This window comes from Streptomyces xanthophaeus, assembly GCF_000725805.1.
Lineage (GTDB): Bacteria > Actinomycetota > Actinomycetes > Streptomycetales > Streptomycetaceae > Streptomyces > Streptomyces xanthophaeus.
In genome coordinates this window covers 104,631-123,561 of record NZ_JOFT01000009.1, presented here as the reverse complement: position 1 = coordinate 123,561, position 18,931 = coordinate 104,631, and the positions used below count along the sequence as shown (strand labels likewise).

Annotated in this window: 16 protein-coding genes; 14 read left to right on the top strand and 2 right to left on the bottom strand. The window is 72.8% G+C overall.

Annotated features, from left to right (window positions below; genetic code table 11):
- Positions 1-314: 314 nt before the first annotated feature.
- Positions 315-1,190: an HAD family hydrolase gene (locus IO30_RS0101805; protein ID WP_031138506.1), complete on the bottom strand. Its 876-nt coding sequence runs from the start codon at positions 1,188-1,190 to the stop codon at positions 315-317.
- A 490-nt stretch (positions 1,191-1,680) separates the two neighbouring features.
- Between IO30_RS0101805 and ssd the strand changes: the two genes are divergently transcribed.
- From ssd to IO30_RS0101770, 7 genes are read left to right on the top strand one after another with little or no spacing between them, the layout of a single operon-like run.
- The gene (gene ssd, locus IO30_RS0101800) at positions 1,681-2,811 is read left to right on the top strand and encodes a septum site-determining protein Ssd (protein ID WP_031138504.1); all 1,131 of its coding nucleotides are present in this window, start codon (positions 1,681-1,683) and stop codon (positions 2,809-2,811) included.
- Positions 2,808-3,956 (top strand): TadA family conjugal transfer-associated ATPase, encoded by a 1,149-nt coding sequence (locus IO30_RS0101795; RefSeq protein WP_031138502.1) that lies wholly within the window; start codon positions 2,808-2,810, stop codon positions 3,954-3,956. The genes ssd and IO30_RS0101795 overlap by 4 nt, the downstream gene beginning before the upstream one ends.
- A complete protein-coding gene (locus IO30_RS0101790; RefSeq protein WP_373316486.1) occupies positions 3,953-4,837 on the top strand; it encodes a type II secretion system F family protein in 885 nt (294 codons plus the stop codon). Before IO30_RS0101795 ends, IO30_RS0101790 begins: the two co-directional genes overlap by 4 nt.
- Positions 4,837-5,613, top strand: a complete 777-nt coding sequence (locus IO30_RS0101785; RefSeq protein ID WP_031138498.1) for a type II secretion system F family protein — start codon at positions 4,837-4,839, stop codon at positions 5,611-5,613. The genes IO30_RS0101790 and IO30_RS0101785 overlap by 1 nt, the downstream gene beginning before the upstream one ends.
- Before the next feature lie 59 nt (positions 5,614-5,672).
- Positions 5,673-5,870, top strand: coding sequence for a DUF4244 domain-containing protein (locus IO30_RS0101780; protein WP_031138496.1), 198 nt, complete (start codon positions 5,673-5,675; stop codon positions 5,868-5,870).
- Entirely contained in the window at positions 5,857-6,234 is a 378-nt protein-coding gene (locus IO30_RS0101775) for a TadE family type IV pilus minor pilin (protein WP_051858918.1), read from the top strand. Before IO30_RS0101780 ends, IO30_RS0101775 begins: the two co-directional genes overlap by 14 nt.
- Positions 6,231-6,617 carry an Rv3654c family TadE-like protein gene (locus IO30_RS0101770; protein ID WP_037892773.1) on the top strand — a complete coding sequence of 129 codons (387 nt, stop codon included), beginning with the start codon at positions 6,231-6,233 and terminating at the stop codon, positions 6,615-6,617. The genes IO30_RS0101775 and IO30_RS0101770 overlap by 4 nt, the downstream gene beginning before the upstream one ends.
- 72 nt (positions 6,618-6,689) lie before the next feature.
- Here the strand turns inward: IO30_RS0101770 and IO30_RS0101765 are convergent, their stop codons facing one another.
- Positions 6,690-9,161 (bottom strand): DEAD/DEAH box helicase, encoded by a 2,472-nt coding sequence (locus IO30_RS0101765; RefSeq protein ID WP_031138490.1) that lies wholly within the window; start codon positions 9,159-9,161, stop codon positions 6,690-6,692.
- Between the two features lie 81 nt (positions 9,162-9,242).
- Here IO30_RS0101765 and bldG point away from each other — a divergent pair, with 81 nt between their 5' ends.
- The 7 genes from bldG (at position 9,243) to topA (ending at position 18,696) form a co-directional block, all read left to right on the top strand.
- Positions 9,243-9,584, top strand: coding sequence for an anti-sigma factor antagonist BldG (gene bldG, locus IO30_RS0101760; protein ID WP_008743037.1), 342 nt, complete (start codon positions 9,243-9,245; stop codon positions 9,582-9,584).
- Between the two features lie 101 nt (positions 9,585-9,685).
- Positions 9,686-10,126: an ATP-binding protein gene (locus tag IO30_RS0101755; RefSeq protein ID WP_031138487.1), complete on the top strand. Its 441-nt coding sequence runs from the start codon at positions 9,686-9,688 to the stop codon at positions 10,124-10,126.
- Positions 10,127-10,382: 256 nt separating this feature from the next.
- Positions 10,383-12,785 carry a sodium-translocating pyrophosphatase gene (locus tag IO30_RS0101750; RefSeq protein ID WP_031138485.1) on the top strand — a complete coding sequence of 801 codons (2,403 nt, stop codon included), beginning with the start codon at positions 10,383-10,385 and terminating at the stop codon, positions 12,783-12,785.
- A 162-nt stretch (positions 12,786-12,947) separates the two neighbouring features.
- The gene (locus IO30_RS0101745) at positions 12,948-13,514 is read left to right on the top strand and encodes a hypothetical protein (protein WP_031138483.1); all 567 of its coding nucleotides are present in this window, start codon (positions 12,948-12,950) and stop codon (positions 13,512-13,514) included.
- Between the two features lie 178 nt (positions 13,515-13,692).
- Complete coding sequence (locus IO30_RS0101740; RefSeq protein ID WP_051901782.1) at positions 13,693-15,243, top strand: DUF7059 domain-containing protein; 1,551 nt, start codon at positions 13,693-13,695, stop codon at positions 15,241-15,243.
- Positions 15,244-15,406: 163 nt separating this feature from the next.
- Positions 15,407-15,604, top strand: a complete 198-nt coding sequence (locus tag IO30_RS0101735) for a hypothetical protein (RefSeq protein ID WP_031138479.1) — start codon at positions 15,407-15,409, stop codon at positions 15,602-15,604.
- A 278-nt stretch (positions 15,605-15,882) separates the two neighbouring features.
- Positions 15,883-18,696 carry a type I DNA topoisomerase gene (topA, locus tag IO30_RS0101730; RefSeq protein ID WP_031138477.1) on the top strand — a complete coding sequence of 938 codons (2,814 nt, stop codon included), beginning with the start codon at positions 15,883-15,885 and terminating at the stop codon, positions 18,694-18,696.
- The last annotated feature ends 235 nt before the right edge of the window (positions 18,697-18,931 follow it).

Sequence of the window (18,931 nt, the reverse complement as noted above, 5' to 3'; positions counted from 1 at the left end):
GGAGCTTTGCCCGTCACCTGGTGCGGCTGGCCCGTAATCGACGGGTCGACGTCGCGTGGGTGCTCGGCGTTCGTGCTTCGGTCCGTGGGCCTTACTGCGTTTTAAAGATGATCCTCTCGGATGTTCTTTGGTCTCGCGGGCCGTTAACTACTTTGTACTCCGCTTGGCGGATATGCGAAACCCCTGGCTCCACTTCTTTACTTTCGCGGACGGGTCGGGGCGAACCGGACAGCCCGAAAAGCGGCAGGTCGGGGCGGTCCGGGACATCCCGGAGGTTCGGCTCCGGTCGGGCGTCAGGCGTCAGGCGTCAGGCGTCAGGCGGAGGTGGCGGCAGCCAGTGCGTGCGCCCGGCGCCGGCTCGCGTACCAGACCAGCCCCGCCGTGGCCGCTGCGGCGCCCACGGCCGCCGCGGCGACCAGTGCGGGACGGGCGGGCATGGAGAGTCCGGGTAGCCGCTGCTTGAGCCGCACGGGCCGGTTGAAGACCAGGACCGGCCACTCCCTGGCCACCGCCTCCCGGCGCAGCGCCCGGTCCGGATTGACGGCGTGCGGGTGGCCGACCGCCTCGAGCATCGGGATGTCCGTGGCAGAGTCGCTGTACGCGTAGCACTTCGAGAGGTCGTAGCCCTCGGACTCCGCGAGCTCGCGGACGGCTTCCGCCTTCGTGGGGCCGTAGGCGTAGTACTCGATCTCGCCGGTGAAGCAGCCGTCCTCGCCGACGACCATCCGGGTGGCGACGACCCGGTCCGCGCCGAGCATCTCCCCGATCGGCTCGACGACTTCCGCGCCGGAGGTCGACACGATGACCACGTCCCGGCCGGCCGTGTGGTGGGCTTCGATGAGGGACGCGGCCTCGTCGTAGATGATCGGGTCGATGAGGTCGTGCAGGGCTTCCGCGACGATCTCCCGGACCTGCTGCACGTTCCACCCCTTGCAGAGGGCGGACAGGTACTCGCGCATCCGCTCCATCTGGTCGTGGTCGGCGCCGCCGGCCAGGAAGATGAACTGCGTGTACGCGGTGCGCAGCACGGCTCGTCGGTTGATGAGCCCGCCCTGGTAGAAGGACTTGCTGAACGTCAGAGTGCTCGACTTCGCAATGACCGTCTTGTCCAGGTCGAAGAAGGCTGCGGTACGAGGCAAGGAGTGCGGCAAGGGCTGATTTTCCACGCCCCGAGCATATGCGCCCACCATTCGGCGTAAGGTGTGGCGCGTGGGTTTGCCTAAGAGGCCTCTCGGGTACACCATGGAAGTCACGGATCGTTCGCGACCGTGCTAACCCGGTCTGGCTCCTCCCCCCCCGAGTCGGACCGTGGGGACGACCCCCGCTCTCCCCCCCGGCGGGGGTCGTCGCATGTCCGGACGCGGTTCGCGTCCCTGCCTTCGGCCCCAAGTGTCCATCCCTACGGTCCTTTCGCTCGTGCGGACCGTCGTGGCGAAGGCCCTCTCCTCTCTCAGACTCGTGACGCTGCGTAGTGGTTCCGCCGCGCTCTGAACTCACCTGTGAGGGTGACGGGGATATTCACAATCGCTTGGCTGTCCACAGTTTTCGCTCAAGATCCACTCGTTTTCCCCGATCGCTGCACCGTGATTCCAGCCGCGAAGTCCGCGGTGCTGGATTTGCAGGGAGAAGGGGGCGGAGATCGTGGTGCGATCGAAGTCAAATGGAGTGCGAGAGTCCGCCTTGGTCGGAGGGCGGCGGTCGCCCGTCGGCGGGGCGGCGCCGGTCGGCGGACGGCCGCTGATCATCACCGAGGACCCCCTGCTGCTCGACGACCTGCTGCGGCTGTGCGCCGCGGCCGGGGCCGACCCCCATGTGCACCACGCCGTGCCGGAGCACCGGCCCGCCGGTGACGGCGGTGCGGGTGCCGGCTGGGAGTCCGCGCCGCTCGTGCTGGTCGGGGACGACGCCGCCCGGCGGGTGCGCGGAGCACCCCGCCGGGAGGGGGTGTTCCTCGTCGGCCGGGATCTCGACGACCCCCGGGTGTGGCAGCGGGCCGTGGAGATCGGCGCGCAGCAGGTGCTCCGGCTGCCCGACGCCGAGAACCTCCTCGTCGACCGCATCGCCGATGTGGTCGAGGGCGCCGGACGCCCCGCCCTGGCCGTCGGTGTGATCGGAGGGAGCGGCGGCGCCGGAGCCTCCACCCTCGCCTGCGCCCTCGCGCTGCGGGCCGCCCGCACGGGGGAGCGGACCATCCTCGTCGACGGGGACCCGCTCGGCGGCGGCATGGACGTCCTGCTCGGGGGCGAGTCCGCCGAAGGGCTGCGCTGGCCCGACTTCGCAGGTTCGCGGGGCCGCGTCGGTGCCGGAGCCCTGGAGGAGTCCCTTCCCGAACTGCATGCGCTGCGGGTGCTCAGCTGGGACCGCGGGGACCGGGTGGTCGTGCCGCCCGCCGCGATGCGTTCGGTGCTGGCCGCCGCGCGCCGCAGGGGCGGGGTGGTGGTGGTCGACCTGCCCCGGCGGGTCGACGAGGCCGTGGCCGAGGTGCTGGCGCAGCTGGACCTCGTCCTGATGGTGGTGCCGGGGGAGTTGCGGGCCGTGGCCGCCGCGGGCCGGGTGGCGGCCGGGGTGCGGATGGTGGCCCGGGACGTGCGCGTCGTCGTACGGGGCCGCAGTCCGGGCGGGCTCGAACCCGAGGCCGTGGCCGGGCTGCTCGGGGTCCCGCTGGCCGGCGAGGTGCCGGTGGAGGTGGGGCTCCCGGGCCGGGTGGCCGAGGGGGAACCGCCGGGGTCCCAGGGGCGGGGAGCGCTGGCCCGCTTCTGCGACGGATTCTGGCAGCGGGCCCTCGGCCCCGCCCAGGGGGTGCCGGCATGAGCGCCCTGCTGCTGGACGCGGTGCGCCAGCGGCTCGCCGAGAGCGGGGCGGAGCCGACCCCGGCCCGGGTCGCCGCGGCGCTGCGGGCCCAGGGGCGGCTGCTCGGGGACACGGAAGTGCTCGGTGTCGCGGCCGAGTTGAGGTCCGAGCTGGTCGGGGCGGGGCCGCTGGAAGCCCTCCTCGCCGACCCGGAGGTCACCGACGTGCTGGTGGCGGCCCCCGACCGGGTGTGGGTGGACCGGGGCGGAGGGCTGGAGCTGACCGGGGTGACCTTCGAAGGCCCCGACGCCGTGCGCAGGCTCGCCCAGCGGCTGGCCGCCGTCGCGGGCCGGCGGCTGGACGACGCCCGGCCCTGGGTGGACGCCCGGATGCCGGACGGCACCCGGCTGCACGCGGTGCTGCCTCCGGTGGCGGTCGGATCGGCCTGCCTCTCCCTGCGGGTGGTGCGGCCGAGGGCCTTCACGCTCGAGGAACTCGTGGCGGCGGGGACGCTGCCGCCCGGCGGTCAGCGGCTGTTCCGGGAGATGATCGAGGCCCGGCTGTCGTTCCTCGTCTCCGGGGGGACCGGCACGGGCAAGACCACCTTGCTCAGCGCCCTGTTGGGGCTGGTGGGACCGGGCGAGCGGATCGTGCTGGCCGAGGATTCGGCAGAACTGCGTCCCGACCATCCGCACGTGGTGCGGCTGGAGGCCCGGCCGGCCAACCAGGAGGGCGCCGGGCTGGTCACCCTGGCCGACCTCGTACGGCAGGCGCTGCGGATGCGGCCCGACCGGCTGGTGGTCGGCGAGGTCCGGGGCGTCGAGGTCACCGACCTGCTGGCCGCTCTGAACACGGGCCACGAAGGTGGCTGCGGGACGGTCCATGCCAATGCGGCCGCCCATGTCCCGGCCCGGCTGGAGGCCCTCGGAACGGCCGCCGGGCTCGACCGGGCCGCCCTGCACAGCCAGTTGGCGGCCGCCCTGACCCTCGTGATCCACCTGGTCAGGGACCGGGAGGGGCGGCGCCGGGTGGCAGAGGTGCACGTGCTGGAGCGGGATGCCGCCGGGCTGGTGGTGACCGTACCGGCGCTGCGCTGGGCCGCGCGGGGCTTCGTCCGGGAGCGGGGCTGGGAGCGGCTGCGGCCGCTGCTGCGAGGTGCCCGGTGAGCGCCGTGGCGGCCCTGTCCGTGCCCGTGTTCGCCGGGGTGCTGTGTGCAGGGGCGGCCGCCTGGACGGTGGCCGGGGGAGACCGGGCGGCGCGGCGTGCCCGGGTGGTGCTGGCCGGGGGCGCCCCGACGCTGCCCGACGGCCCGGTGAGCTGGGACCGGCTGGTGATCGCGGTACGGGTCCGGGCCGCGCGGTGGCGGGAGTGGGCCCCGCTCGGGGCGGGGCTGCTGCTGGCGCTGCTCGCCGGTTCGCCGATCCCGGTGGCCGCAGGTGCGGCGGCGGTGCCGCTGGTCCGGCGGTGGCTGCGCGTGCGGGCGGGGGAGCGGGCCCGGGTGGCGCGGGCGGCCGAGGTGATCGCCTTGTGCGGGGCCGCGGTGGGAGAGCTGCGGGCCGGGGCGCAGCCGGGGCAGGCGCTGACCGCGGCGATGCGCCGGACGGTCTCGGGCCCGGGCGGACCGGGAGCCGCGGAGGCGGGGGTCCTGGCCGCGGCGGCGTTCGGCGGGGACGTGCCGGGGGCCTTGCGCCAGGCGGCGCGGGAGCCGGGCGCGGAGGGGCTCGCCGGGATGGCCGCCTGCTGGCGGGTGTCGGTGGACGGCGGCGCGGGCCTGGCCGCCGGGCTGGACCGCCTGGAGGGGGCCCTGCGGGCCGAGCGGGACCGGGAGGAGTCGCTGCGGGCCCAGCTGGCCGGGGCCAGGTCCACGGCGGTGGTGCTCGCCCTGCTGCCGCTCGTCGGCCTGCTGATGGGCACCGGGCTGGGGGCGGATCCGCTGCGGGTGCTGCTGCACACCCCGACGGGCTGGGGGTGCCTGCTGGCCGGGGTGCTTCTGGAGGTGCTGGGGCTGTTGTGGTGCCGGCGGATCGTCCGGGTGGGGGAGCGGTGATGGACGGCTTCGTGGTCCACAGGCTGGGGACGGCGCTGTGCCTCGCGGCGGCGGTGCTGGGTGTGGCGTCGGTGTGTGCGGCCCGGGTGCGCTCGCGCGCCGCCCGGCGGCGGATCGAGGCCGTGCTGCCGGTGCGGCGGGCCGTCCGCGGGCCCGGGCTCGGCTCCCGGATACGGGGTGCGGTGGCCGGGTGGGCCGGGCCTGCCGGGGCGTTGCTGGCCAGCTGGGTGGTGATCGGCGGGGTGACCGGGGCCGCGGCCGGCTGTGCGGCGGCGCTCGGGGTGTGGCGCTGGCGGGCCAGGGCGCGCCCGCCGGCCGGGGTCGACCCGAAGGAGGCGGAGCGTCAGCTCCCCTTCGCCGCCGACCTCCTGGCCGCGACCCTGGCGGCCGGTGCCGGTCCCGTGGAGGCGGCCGAGGTGGTCGGGGAGTCCCTCGGCGGGCCGGTGGGCGAGCGGCTGGCGCTGGCCGGGGCGGAGCTGCGGCTGGGCGGGGAGCCGGGGGCAGCGTGGGGGAGGCTCGCGGAGATACCGGGCGCCGGGGCGCTCGCCGGGTGCCTGGAGCGGGCGGCCCGGACCGGGTCCCCGGCCGCGGAGCCGGTCTCCCGGCTCGCCTCGGCCCTGCGGGCGGACCGGGCCCGGCAGGCGGGGGCCAGGGCGCAGCGGGCGGCGGTGCTCGTCACCGCGCCGGTGGGGCTCTGTTTCCTCCCCGCATTTCTCGCGATCGGGGTGGCGCCCGTGGTGATCGGAATGGCCTCCGGACTTCTCTCGGACACCTGACGCCACAGGGGCCACGCATTAACGACCTTCATCACCGACGGAAATCAACGGAGACTGTCATGAGGATCATCTGGTTTCGTGTCCGGACGGCCCTGCGGGGCTGCCGCAGCGATGCAGGAATGTCGACTTCGGAATACGCCATGGGCACGATCGCTGCGTGTGCGTTCGCGGCCGTTCTGTACAAGGTGGTGACGAGTGAAGTCGTCGCCACGGCCCTTCAGTCGACCATCGGGAAGGCGCTCGATGTGCCGTTCTGAGGGAAAGTCACGGGCCTTGGGAGACCGGGGATATGTGACGGCGGAAGCCGCCATGGTGATTCCGGCGCTGGTGCTGTTCGCCGCGCTCCTGGTGTGGGCGCTGATGGCGGCGGCCGGGCAGATCCGGTGTGTGGACGCGGCCCGGGCCGGTGCCCGGGCGGCGGCCCGGTCGGAGCCGGCGGAAGTGGCGCTGGCGGCGGCCCGCTCGGCCGCACCCTCCGGCGCGGAGGTGGCGCTGGAGCGCGAGGGGGACCTGTGGCGGGTGCGGGTGGCCGCGCCCGCCCCGGGGCCGGGCGGACTGCCGGTCCGGCTCGGCGCGCAGGCGGTGGCCCTGGCGGAGGACAGCGTGGGGCCGCTGCCATGAGCCGGGACCGGGACCGGGGCTCGGCCACGGTGTGGGCCGCGCTGGTCGTCACGGTGCTGGGTGCGGTGTTCGGCGGGGTGCTCCTGCTCGGGCAGGCGGTCGTGGCCCGGCACCGGGCGGCGGCGGGCGCCGATCTGGCGGCCCTGGCGGCGGCGGCCAGCTGGGCGCACGGGCCGGAGGCCGCCTGCGCCGCGGCGGGGCGGGTCGCCCGTGCCCAGGGCACGGTGCTCGGCGGGTGCCGGGTGGAGGGCGAGGTCACCGAGGTCTCGGCCCGGGTCGCGGCGGGGCCTTTCACCCCCTCGGTCCGAGCCCGCGCGGGCCCACCCCCGGCCGCACCGCAGCCCTCACCACCGCCACGCCCGGCCCGGCCCCCGCCGGGGTGAGGTCCGTACCCCGGCTGCCCCCGCCGGGCGGGCCGCCTCGGTCCCCGCCGGGGTGGGTGGCCCGGGTGGGCTTCAGGGGGTGGTGGTGGGCGCGGGTGGGGTCTCGGAGAGGAGGCGGGTCAGGAGGCGGACCGCCCCGCGCTTGTGGAGGGGGTCGTTGCCGTTGCCGCACTTGGGCGACTGGATGCAGGAGGGGCAGCCGGCCTCGCACTCGCAGGCGGCGATGGCGTCGCGGGTCGCGGTCAGCCAGGCGCGGGCCGTGTGGAAGGCCCGCTCGGCGAAACCGGCGCCGCCGGGGTGGCCGTCGTAGACGAAGACCGTGGGGAGGAGGGTGTCGGGATGCAGCGGCACGGAGACGCCGCCGATGTCCCAGCGGTCGCAGGTGGCGAACAGCGGGAGCAGGCCGATGGAGGCGTGCTCGGCGGCGTGCAGGGCCCCGCCGAGGATCTCCGGATTGATCCGGGCCTCGTCGAGCTGGTCCTCGGTGACCGTCCACCACACGGCCCGTGTGCGCAGGGTGCGGGGCGGCAGGTCCAGCTTGGCCTCGCCCAGGACCTCGCCGGTGATCAGCTTGCGGCGCAGGTAGGAGACGACCTGGTTGGTGACCTCGACGGAGCCGTAGCAGAGCCGGGCCGCCCCCCAGGGGATCTCGGTCTCGGTCTCCAGGACGGAGATGGAGGTGGTGTCGCGGGCCGTGGTGGAGAAGGGCGGGTCCGCCTGTTCCACGAGCGCCACCGCGTCCTCCAGGTCCAGCTGCTTCACCAGATAGGTGCGGCCCTGGTGGAGGTGGACGGCCCCCTCGTGGACGGCGGTGTGGGCCGCGGATTCGTCCACGGTGCCCAGCAGCCGGCCCGTCGAGGCCTCGACGATCTGCACCGGGCGGCCGCCGCCGCCCCGGATGTCGGTCAGGTCCGAGGCGCGTTCCCGCCGGGTCCAGTGCCAGGCGGTGGCGCGTCGGCGCAGCAGCTTCGCCGCTTCCAGCTGCGGGAGCAGCTCGGCGGCCGAAGGGCCGAAAAGAGCCAGATCCGCATCGGTCAGCGGAAGCTCCGCCGCAGCTGCGCACAGGTGGGGGGCGAGGACGTACGGGTTGTCCGGGTCCAGGACGGTGGCCTCCACGGGCTGCTCGAAAAGCGCCTGCGGGTGGTGGACCAGATAGGTGTCCAGCGGGTCGTCCCGGGCGATCAGCACGGCCAGGGCGCCCTGCCCCGAGCGCCCGGCGCGGCCCGCCTGCTGCCACAGGGAGGCCCGGGTGCCCGGGTAGCCGGTGATGAGCACCGCGTCCAGGCCCGAGACGTCCACGCCCAGCTCCAGGGCGGTCGTCGCGGCCAGCCCGAGCAGCTCGCCCGAGTGCAGGGCCCGCTCCAGGGCCCGGCGCTCCTCGGGCAGGTAGCCGCCCCGGTAGGCGGCGACACGCCGGACCAGTGACCGGTCGACCGCGGCGAGGCGTTCCTGGGTGATCAGGGCGATCAGCTCGGCGCCCCGACGGGAGCGCACGAAGGCCACCGTACGGACCCCCTGGACGACCAGGTCCGTCAGCAGGTCGGCGGTTTCCGCGGTGGCCGTACGGCGTACGGGAGCGCCCTTCTCGCCCTTCAGCTCGGTGAGCAGCGGTGGCTCCCAGAGGGCGAAGACCACCTCGCCGCGCGGGGAGGCGTCGTCGGTGATCTCCGTCACGGGCACCCCGGTCAGCCGGGACGCGGCCGCCGCCGGGTCGCTGGCGGTGGCGGAGGCCAGCAGGAAGACGGGTTCGGAGCCGTAGCGGGCGCACAGCCGCCGCAGCCGGCGCAGGACCTGCGCCACGTGGGAGCCGAATACTCCCCGGTAGGTGTGGCACTCGTCGATCACCACGTAGCGCAGGGACCGCAGGAAGGAGGACCAGCGCGGGTGGGCCGGCAGGATCCCGCGGTGCAGCATGTCGGGGTTGGTCAGGACGTAATTGGCGTACTGGCGCACCCATTCGCGTTCTTCTACCGGCGTGTCCCCGTCGTAGACCGCGGGGCGGACGGCATTGCCGAGCGGGGCGGCCAGCTCGCGTACGGCGCGCCGCTGGTCGGCGGCCAGGGCCTTGGTGGGGGCCAGGTACAGGGCGGTGGCGCCGCGCCCGTTCGGGGCCTCGGCGCCGTCCGCGAGGGCGGAGAGCAGCGGCGCGAGGTAGGCCAGGGACTTGCCCGAGGCGGTGCCGGTGGCCACGACCACGGACTCGCCGTCCAGGGCGAGCTCGGCGGCCGCGGACTGGTGTTCCCACGGATGGTCGATCCCGGCGTTCTGGATCGCGGCCACGACATCCGTTCGGATGCGGTCGGGCCAGACTGCATGACGACCCGCCCGAGGGGGCAAGTGCTCCGTATGGGTGATGCGCGCAGCCCGGGAAGACCCCCCTGCCAAGCGGTCCAGGACCGTGCCGGGGGTGGGTCTGGCGTCCGCGGGTGCCGTGGGCCGACCGGGGCGGTGAGTATTGGCCATTGGAACCGAGTGTGTCACTGGCGTGCGGGACAATGGTCCCAAGGCGTCGTGCGCGCCTGCCGGTAAGTGATTGAATGCCATCGCGGCAGCCAATCCCTCGCCTACCTTCGGGTGGGGAGGCCCCTGGGGGGCGCCGCTCGATAGCAAGGTGCTGGAGGATCCGTGGACCTGTCCCTGTCGACTCGCACTGTCGGCGACCGTACGGTCGTAGAGGTCGGTGGCGAGATTGATGTGTATACCGCGCCCAAGCTGCGCGAGCAGTTGGTCGAGTTGGTGAACGACGGCAGCTACCACCTGGTTGTCGACATGGAGCGAGTGGACTTCCTCGACTCCACCGGACTCGGTGTGCTCGTGGGAGGCCTCAAGCGCGTCCGCGCGCACGAGGGTTCGCTGCGACTGGTGTGCAACCAGGAGCGCATCCTGAAGATCTTCCGCATCACCGGTCTGACCAAGGTGTTCCCGATCCACACCACCGTGGAAGACGCCGTCAACGCCACCGACTGACGGCTCCAGGCGGCAAGGAGCCGGCAAGCAGAGCGGGGGTACCGGGCCACGGGTGGCCCGGGCCCCTGTCAAGGCACGCCCGTAGTCCGAGGGGGACGCGCATGGCCACCGTTGAACTGCGCTTCAGCGCCCAGCCCGAACACGTCCGGACGGCCCGCCTGGTCGCGGCCGCCGTGGCGCGGCGGGCGGGCGTGGAGGAAGCCGTCCTCGACGAGGTTCGCCTCGCCGTGGGCGAGGCCTGCTCGCGCGCCGTCGGACTCCATCGCAGCAACGGGCTGACCGCGCCGGTCCGGGTCGTGCTGACCGAGGAGGAGAAGGTGTTCTCCATCGAGGTCGGCGACGAGGTCCCCGGACCGGCCGGCGGTCCCGTCGATGCCGTGGCGGGCATCGATGCCGTCCTGGACCCGGACATCGAGGGCGAGGACGAGATGGGCCTCGCCGTGATCAGCGGGCTCGTCGACGACGTCGAGGTGACCGCCGGGGAATCGGGCGGAACCATCCGGATGAGCTGGCCGGTGGCCGGGGCCGCGGATCTTCCGTAGATCCACGGCTCCCGCATTCCGTCGTATCTTCCGATCTTAATCAAGGCCCTGCTGAGCAGGGCCTTTTTCATGCCCCTAGATCAATGATCAGGCGTCAATGCCTTTGCCCCATTACTTCTTTCGAGGGTAATGGAGTGACGCGATCTATTGCTGAGGAGCAAGAGCAGGCCAATTCCGTTTCCCGCCCACTGTTTTGATCAGGGTGCGCTCCCTACAATCCGTCCACATCTTGAGCTCATCACGTCAAGGAGGACGAATGACGGGGCTCTTCACCCCTCTCGCGCCGGATCGCACCACGGATCTGGCAGCCGCAGTACTCACCGATGACAATCGGCTCATCGTGATCGTCATTGCGGCAGTGGCACTTGCCGCACTCGTCGTCGCGCAGATCCTGGTCCGCCAGGTCCTCGCCGCCGACGAGGGAACCGACAGCATGAAGGAGATCGCCGCAGCCGTTCAGGAAGGTGCCAACGCCTACCTCGGCCGGCAGCTGCGCACCCTCGCGGTCTTCGCCGTCGTGGTCTTCTTCCTGCTCTTCCTGCTCCCCGCCGACGACTGGTCGCAGCGGGCGGGACGGTCCGCCTTCTTCCTCGTGGGCGCCCTCTTCTCGGCGGCCACCGGCTACATCGGCATGCGCCTCGCGGTCCGCGCCAACGTCCGCGTCGCCGCCGCCGCGCGCGAGGCCACCCCCGCCGAGGGGGAGCCCGCCAAGGACCTGACCGACGTCTCCCACAAGGCGATGAAGATCGCCTTCCGCACGGGTGGCGTCGTCGGCATGTTCACCGTCGGCCTCGGCCTCCTCGGCGCCTCCTGCGTCGTGCTGGTCTACGCCGCCGACGCCCCCAAGGTCCTGGAGGGCTTCGGCCTCGGGGCCGCGCTGATCGCGATGTTCATGCGTGTCGGAGGCGGCATCTTCACCAAGGCCGCCGACGTCGGCGCCGACCTGGTCGGCAAGGTCGAGCAGGGCATTCCGGAGGACGACCCGCGCAATGCCGCGACCATCGCCGACAACGTGGGCGACAACGTCGGCGACTGCGCGGGAATGGCAGCCGACCTCTTCGAGTCCTACGCCGTCACCCTGGTGGCCGCACTCATCCTCGGCAAGGCCGCCTTCGGCGACCTCGGCCTCGCCTTCCCGCTGATCGTGCCCGCCATCGGCGTGATCACGGCCATGATCGGCATCTTCGCGGTCTCCCCGCGCCGCAGCGACCGCAGCGGGATGACCGCCATCAACCGCGGATTCTTCATCTCCGCCGTGATCTCCCTGGTGCTCGTCGCCATCGCGGTCTACGCGTACCTGCCGGGCACCTACAAGGAGCTCGTCGGCGTCGAGGACGCCGCGATCGCGAACCACCCCGGTGACCCGCGGATCCTGGCCGTCGTCGCCGTCGCCATCGGCATCGTCCTCGCGGCCCTGATCCAGCAGCTGACCGGCTACTTCACCGAGACCAACCGCCGTCCCGTCCGCGACATCGGCAAGTCCTCCCTGACCGGAGCCGCCACCGTCGTCCTCGCCGGGATCTCCGTGGGCCTGGAGTCCGCCGTCTACACGGCGCTGCTCATCGGCCTCGGCGTCTACGGGGCCTTCCTGCTCGGCGGCACGTCGATCATGCTGGCCCTCTTCGCGGTGGCACTGGCCGGCACCGGTCTGCTCACCACGGTCGGCGTCATCGTCGCCATGGACACCTTCGGACCGGTCTCCGACAACGCCCAGGGCATCGCCGAGATGTCCGGCGACGTCGAAGGCGCCGGCGCGCAGGTCCTGACCGACCTGGACGCCGTGGGCAACACCACGAAGGCCATCACGAAGGGCATCGCCATCGCCACGGCCGTGCTCGCCGCGGCCGCGCTCTTCGGCTCGTACAACGACGCCATCGCCACCGCGGTCAAGGAAGTCGGCGCCAAGGCCGGGGAGATGAACCTCAGCCTGGACATCGCACAGCCCAACAACCTGGTCGGGCTGATCCTGGGCGCGGCCGTCGTGTTCCTGTTCTCCGGTCTGGCCATCAACGCGGTCTCCCGCTCCGCGGGCGCCGTGGTCTACGAGGTGCGCCGTCAGTTCCGCGAGCACCCCGGGATCATGGACTACACGGAGAAGCCCGAGTACGGGCGCGTCGTCGACATCTGCACCAAGGACGCGCTGCGCGAGCTCGCCACGCCCGGCCTGCTCGCCGTCCTCACCCCGATCGCGGTGGGCTTCTCGCTCGGTGTCGGCGCCCTCGGCTCCTTCCTGGCCGGGGCCATCGGTACGGGCACCCTGATGGCCGTCTTCCTCGCCAACTCCGGCGGCGCGTGGGACAACGCGAAGAAGCTCGTCGAGGACGGCCACCACGGCGGCAAGGGCAGCGAGGCCCACGCCGCGGTCGTCATCGGGGACACGGTCGGCGACCCGTTCAAGGACACCGCAGGCCCGGCCATCAACCCGCTGCTGAAGGTCATGAACCTGGTGGCGCTGCTGATCGCCCCGGCCGTCGTGCAGTTCAGCTACGGCGACGACACCAGCCCGACCGTACGCGCGGTGGTCGCGGTCCTCGCGATCGGCGTCATCATCGGCGCGGTGTACATCTCCAAGCGCCGCGGCATCGCGGTCGGTGACGAGAGCGAAGGCGGAGCCGCCGAGCGGGTGGCCCAGTCGGCCGACCCCGCGACGGTCTCCTGACCCCGGTCCGACCGGGGCGCGGGGCGGGGCCGGGCAGGGCCGGCCGTACGCCCGAACGGCGGACGGGCGGCGCGTACTGACGCGCCGTCCGTCCGCCTTTGTACGTCGCCGGAGGGCAGGCGTGTATCTTCCGGGCCGAGAGCCTTCGAAGGGACCAATCCGGTGAACAAGAAGCTTGCGGCCGCGTTGTCGGGCGGTGCGGTGCTGATGCTCGTCCTGTCCGGCTGCGGCGGGGACGACGGCGACAAGAAGGCCGACGCCTGGGCCAAGAAGGTCTGCGACCAGTGGCAGCCCGAACTCAAGAAGATCGAAACGGCCAACGGCGAGATCAAGCGCGTGGCGTCGGAGAGCAGCAAGCCCGAGGAGGTCCAGCAGACCGACTCGGCGGCCTTCGGGACCATGTCCGAGTCGTACAAGACGATGGGGACCGCCCTGCAGAGCGCGGGAGTTCCGCCGGTCAAGAACGGCGAGGCGACCCAGGCCGAGGCGGTCAAGGGCTTCGAGGCGACCTCCAAGGGCTACGCCGACCTGAAGACCAAGATGGACGGTCTCGACCCCAAGGACCAGACCAAGTTCGCCGAGGGCCTCAAGGAGGTCGCGGGCGGCCTCGAAGCGGCGTCGGCGGGCGGCAAGCAGGCCCTCGCGCAGCTCAAGGCGGGCGGTCTGGAGTCGGCGATGAACGGCCAGAAGGGCTGCCAGGTGACGGCCGGCTCCGCGTCGCCGAAGTAACCGGGCAACAGGACACGCCGGACAGGGCGGTCGGGGTCCCGCACGGGGCCGCGGCCGCCCTGTGGCGCGCCGGGGCGGCCGCGGCGGCGCCGGGGCGCCTGCGCCGGTGTCCGCGCCGATCTCCGTGCCGGTGCCGCGCGGCGCACGGATCGGCGGCGCCAGCGGACACAATGGACGGGTGAGTACCACCAGCCTTCCCTCGCCCGCCCATGCCGCCGGACTCCGCGAAGCCCTGCTCGCCGCAGGCTTCACCGCAGACGGGCTGCTCGACCTGCTCGGCGCGCCCGCCTACGCCGCCCTGGCCCGCAGCGAGACCGTCCCCGCCCTGCGCGCCACGCGCGGAGACGGCCCGCTCGCGGCCCTGGTCCGGCTGTTCCTGCTCCAGCAGCCCGTGCCGTACGTGCACGCGAAGGCCGCACTGCCCGTCGACGTGGCGCTGGCCGACGGCTGGCTGCGGCGCGAGGGCGACGAGCTGCGCGCCACCGTCGACGTGCGCCCGTACGGCGGTCCCGACGGCGACGACTGGTTCATCGTGTCCGACCTCGGCTGCGCCGTCGGCGGGGCCGGCGGGATCGGCAGCCGTGAGGAGGCCGTGGTCCTCGGGGTCGGCGGGGCGTCCACGACGCTCGCCGGGATCACCGTGCGCATCCCGGTGGACTCCGCCCTCGACGTGGGGGCCGGGTCGGGCATCCAGGCGCTGCACGCGGCCCAGCACGCCACCCGGGTCACCGCCACCGACGTCAACCCGCGGGCCCTGGAGTTCACCCGGCTGACGCTGGCGCTGTCCGGGGCGCCGGAGGCCGAGCTGCTCGTCGGGTCGCTCTTCGAGCCCGTGGGCGAGGCGACGTACGACCTGATCGTGTCGAACCCGCCGTTCGTGATCTCCCCCGGCGCCCGCCTCACGTACCGGGACGGCGGGATGGGCGGCGACGACCTGTGCCGGAGCCTGGTCCAGCAGGCCGGTGCGCGGCTCAACCCGGGCGGGTACGCGCAGTTCCTCGGCAACTGGCAGCACGTGGAGGGCGAGGACTGGCGCGACCGGCTCCGCTCCTGGGTGCCGCGCGGCTGCGACGCGTGGATCGTGCAGCGTGACGTGCAGGACGTGACGCAGTATGCAGAGCTGTGGCTGCGGGACGCGGGCGACCACCGCGCCGACCCCGCCGAGTACGCCCGGCGGTACGAGGACTGGCTGGACGAGTTCGAGGCCAGCGGCACCAAGTCCGTCGGCTTCGGATGGATCACCTTGCGCCGGACGGACGCGGCCGAGCCCTCGATCGTGATCGAGGAATGGCCCCACTCGGTCGAGCAGCCGCTCGGCGAGACGGTCCTGGCGCACTTCGCCCGCCAGGACTACCTGCGCGAACACGATGACGCGGCCCTCCTGGAGGAGTACTTCCTGCTCAGTGCAGAGGTGGTCCAGGAACAGGTCGGCGCGCCCGGTGCGGAGGACCCGGAGCACGTCGTGCTGCGGCAGAACCGCGGGATGCGGCGCGCCACGAAGGTCGACACGGTCGGCGCGGGCTTCGCCGGAGTGTGTGACGGCTCACTCAGTGCGGGCCGGATCCTGGACGCCATCGCACATCTGGTGCAGGAGGATCCGGTCGTTCTGCGCGACCGGACCCCGGAGTCGATCCGGTTGCTGATCGAGCAGGGCTTCCTGGAGCCCGCCACGCCCGCCACGCCCGGGCGGCCGGCCGGTTCGCAGGACGGTCCGCAGGACGGCCGGTAGGCCCGGTCCGGGGGGCGGCCGGGCTTCGCCGCGGAGCCCGGGAGCCTGCCGAATCCATGATGTAACCCCGAGTTCGGCTCGCGTATCCCCACGGCTGGCATGCTCCTGCCCAGCCGGGTCCGGGGGGATCCGGCTGGGCGGCTCAGGGGTAAAGGGGAACGGCATGGAAACGGGCCCGGCGATCTTCTCGGCGACCGTGTTCCTGCTGTTCGGAGCCGCTCTGCTGGCCTGGACGGGGGCGTGCGTCGGCCGCCGCGCGCCGGTGGCCGAGGACGTGCGCCCCGCCGTGGCCGTACCGCTGGCACTGCTGGCCGGCGGCGGCGCGCTGGCCCTCGGCGTGTGGTGCCTCGCACAGCTGTGACGCGCCGGGCCGAAGGGGCCTGGATCCGGCTGGAAACCGCACGTGGGAACGGGTGCGCGGAGGCGGCCGGGGGCGGGGCCAGACGGCCCTTCGGCCACCCTGCCCGGTGATCGGTAACGGTCCGGCGCGGCATCCGGGCGGCAGAAACGGCACTTGTCGGGTTACCGTTCGAGTGGCCGTTGCGGGCTTGTGCCGTTTGACACGGGGGCGGGTTGTACCGTCACACTCCGCAGCGTCGCCGTATCGCGACCGAGTGCCGACCGGAGAGAAGAGCCAAGTTGTCCCCGACTAGCGAGACCGCAAAGGGCGGCCGCCGACTCGTCATCGTCGAGTCCCCTGCCAAGGCGAAGACGATCAAGGGCTACCTCGGCCCCGGATACGTCGTCGAGGCGAGCGTCGGGCACATCCGCGACCTCCCGAACGGCGCGGCCGAGGTCCCCGACAAGTACACCGGCGAGGTCCGCCGTCTCGGCGTGGACGTCGAGCACGACTTCGCGCCGATCTACGTGGTGAACGCTGACAAGAAGGCCCAGGTCCGCAAGCTCAAGGAGCTGCTGGCCGAGTCCGACGAACTCTTCCTCGCCACCGATGAGGACCGCGAGGGCGAAGCCATCGCGTGGCACCTGCAGGAAGTCCTCAAGCCCAAGGTCCCCGTCCACCGGATGGTCTTCCACGAGATCACCAAGGACGCGATCCGCGACGCCGTCGCCAACCCGCGCGAGCTCAACCAGCGCATGGTCGACGCCCAGGAGACCCGCCGCATCCTCGACCGCCTGTACGGCTACGAGGTCTCGCCGGTCCTGTGGAAGAAGGTCATGCCGCGGCTGTCCGCCGGGCGCGTCCAGTCGGTGGCCACCCGCCTCGTCGTCGAGCGGGAGCGCGAGCGCATCGCCTTCCGCAGCGCCGAGTACTGGGACCTGACCGGAACCTTCTCCACCGGCCGCGCCGGTGACGCCTCCGACCCGTCCACGCTGGTCGCCCGCCTGAACACGGTGGACGGCAAGCGCGTCGCACAGGGCCGTGACTTCGGTTCGACCGGGCAGCTCAAGAGCGAGGTGCTGCACCTCGACGAGGCGAACGCCCGGGCCCTGGCCGCCGCGCTCGAAGGCGCGTCCTTCGCGGTCCGGTCGGTCGAGTCCAAGCCGTACCGCCGCTCCCCGTACGCCCCGTTCCGTACGACGACGCTCCAGCAGGAGGCCTCGCGCAAGCTCGGCTTCGGTGCGAAGGCGACCATGCAGGTGGCCCAGAAGCTGTACGAGAACGGCTTCATCACCTATATGCGTACGGACTCCACGACCCTGTCCGAGACCGCCGTGACGGCGGCCCGGGCGCAGGTCACGCAGCTGTACGGCGCCGACTACCTGCCGGAGAAGCCGCGCGTCTACGCGGGCAAGGTCAAGAACGCCCAGGAGGCGCACGAGGCGATCCGCCCCTCGGGTGATCGTTTCCGCACCCCGGCCGAGACCGGGCTGACCGGCGACCAGTTCCGTCTCTACGAGCTGATCTGGAAGCGGACCGTCGCCTCCCAGATGAAGGACGCGGTCGGCAACTCCGTCACCGTGAAGATCGGCGGGCGTGCCGCGGACGGCCGGGACGCGGAATTCTCCGCCTCCGGCAAGACGATCACCTTCCACGGCTTCATGAAGGCCTACGTCGAGGGCGCGGACGACCCGAACGCGGAGCTCGACGACCGCGAGAAGCGCCTGCCGCAGGTCGCGGAGGGCGACGCGCTCGCCGCCGAGGAGATCACGGCGGACGGGCACTCGACCAAGCCGCCGGCCCGTTACACCGAGGCCTCGCTGGTCAAGGAGCTCGAAGAGCGCGAGATCGGCCGCCCGTCGACGTACGCGTCGATCATCGGCACGATCCTCGACCGCGGCTACGTCTTCAAGAAGGGCACGGCGCTCGTGCCGTCCTTCCTGTCGTTCGCCGTGGTCAACCTGCTGGAGACGCACTTCGGCCGGCTCGTCGACTACGACTTCACCGCGAAGATGGAGGACGACCTCGACCGCATCGCGCGGGGCGAGGCCCAGTCCGTGCCGTGGCTGAAGCGCTTCTACTTCGGCTCGGAGGACGCCACCGAGGTCGTACCGGCCGACGGTGACCACCTCGGCGGTCTGAAGGAGCTGGTCACGGACCTGGGCGCGATCGACGCCCGGGAGATCTCCTCCTTCCCGGTCGGCGACGGCGTCGTCCTGCGCGTCGGCCGCTACGGGCCGTACGTGGAGCGCGGCGAGAAGGACTCCGAGGGCCACCAGCGGGCCGACGTGCCCGACGACATGGCTCCGGACGAGCTGACGGTCGCCTACGCGGAGGAACTGTTCGCGAAGCCGAGCGGCGAGTTCGAGCTCGGCAAGGACCCCGTCAGCGGGAACGAGATCGTCGCGAAGGACGGCCGCTACGGCCCCTACGTCACCGAGATCCTCCCCGAGGGCACCCCGAAGACGGGCAAGAACGCGGTCAAGCCGCGGACGGCCTCGCTCTTCCAGTCGATGAGCCTCGACACGGTCACCCTCGACGAAGCGCTCAAGCTGATGTCGCTGCCGCGCGTGGTCGGCGCCGACGCGGAGGGCGTGGAGATCACGGCCCAGAACGGCCGCTACGGCCCGTACCTGAAGAAGGGCACGGACTCGCGGTCCCTGGAGACCGAGGACCAGCTCTTCTCGATCACGCTGGACGAGGCCCTGGCGATCTACGCGCAGCCCAAGCAGCGCGGCCGGGCCGCGGCCAAGCCGCCGCTGAAGGAGCTGGGCACCGACCCGGTCAGCGAGAAGCCGGTGGTGGTCAAGGACGGCCGCTTCGGGCCGTACGTGACGGACGGCGAGACGAACGCGACGCTGCGGCGGGACGACGACGTCGAGACGATCACGCCCGAGCGCGGCTACGAGCTGCTCGCGGAGAAGCGTGCGAAGGGCCCGGCCAAGAAGACGGCGAAGAAGGCCCCCGCCAAGAAGGCCCCGGCGAAGAAGGCGACGGCGACGAAGACCGCCGCCGCGAAGAAGACGACGGCGGCCAAGAAGACGACCGCCAAGAAGACGGTGGCGAAGAAGACCACCGCCAAGAAGGCGGTCGCCGCCCCCGCGGACGAGTAGTCCGGGACCGGTACCCGGGACCGCTCACCGGGACCTGTCCCGGACGTGCAGTCGCTGCGAGAGCCCCGTGCCCTGGCACGGGGCTCTCGTGCGTCCGGCGTCCGGCGGTGTCCGGCGGTCGGTGTCCGGCGCGTCCGGCGTGCGGCGGTCGGCGTGCGGCCGCCTCGGGGGCGGTCGCGCCGGAAGGTGGGTCCGGGGTCACACCGGGCCTTGTCCACAGGCCTCCGCAGCGGCC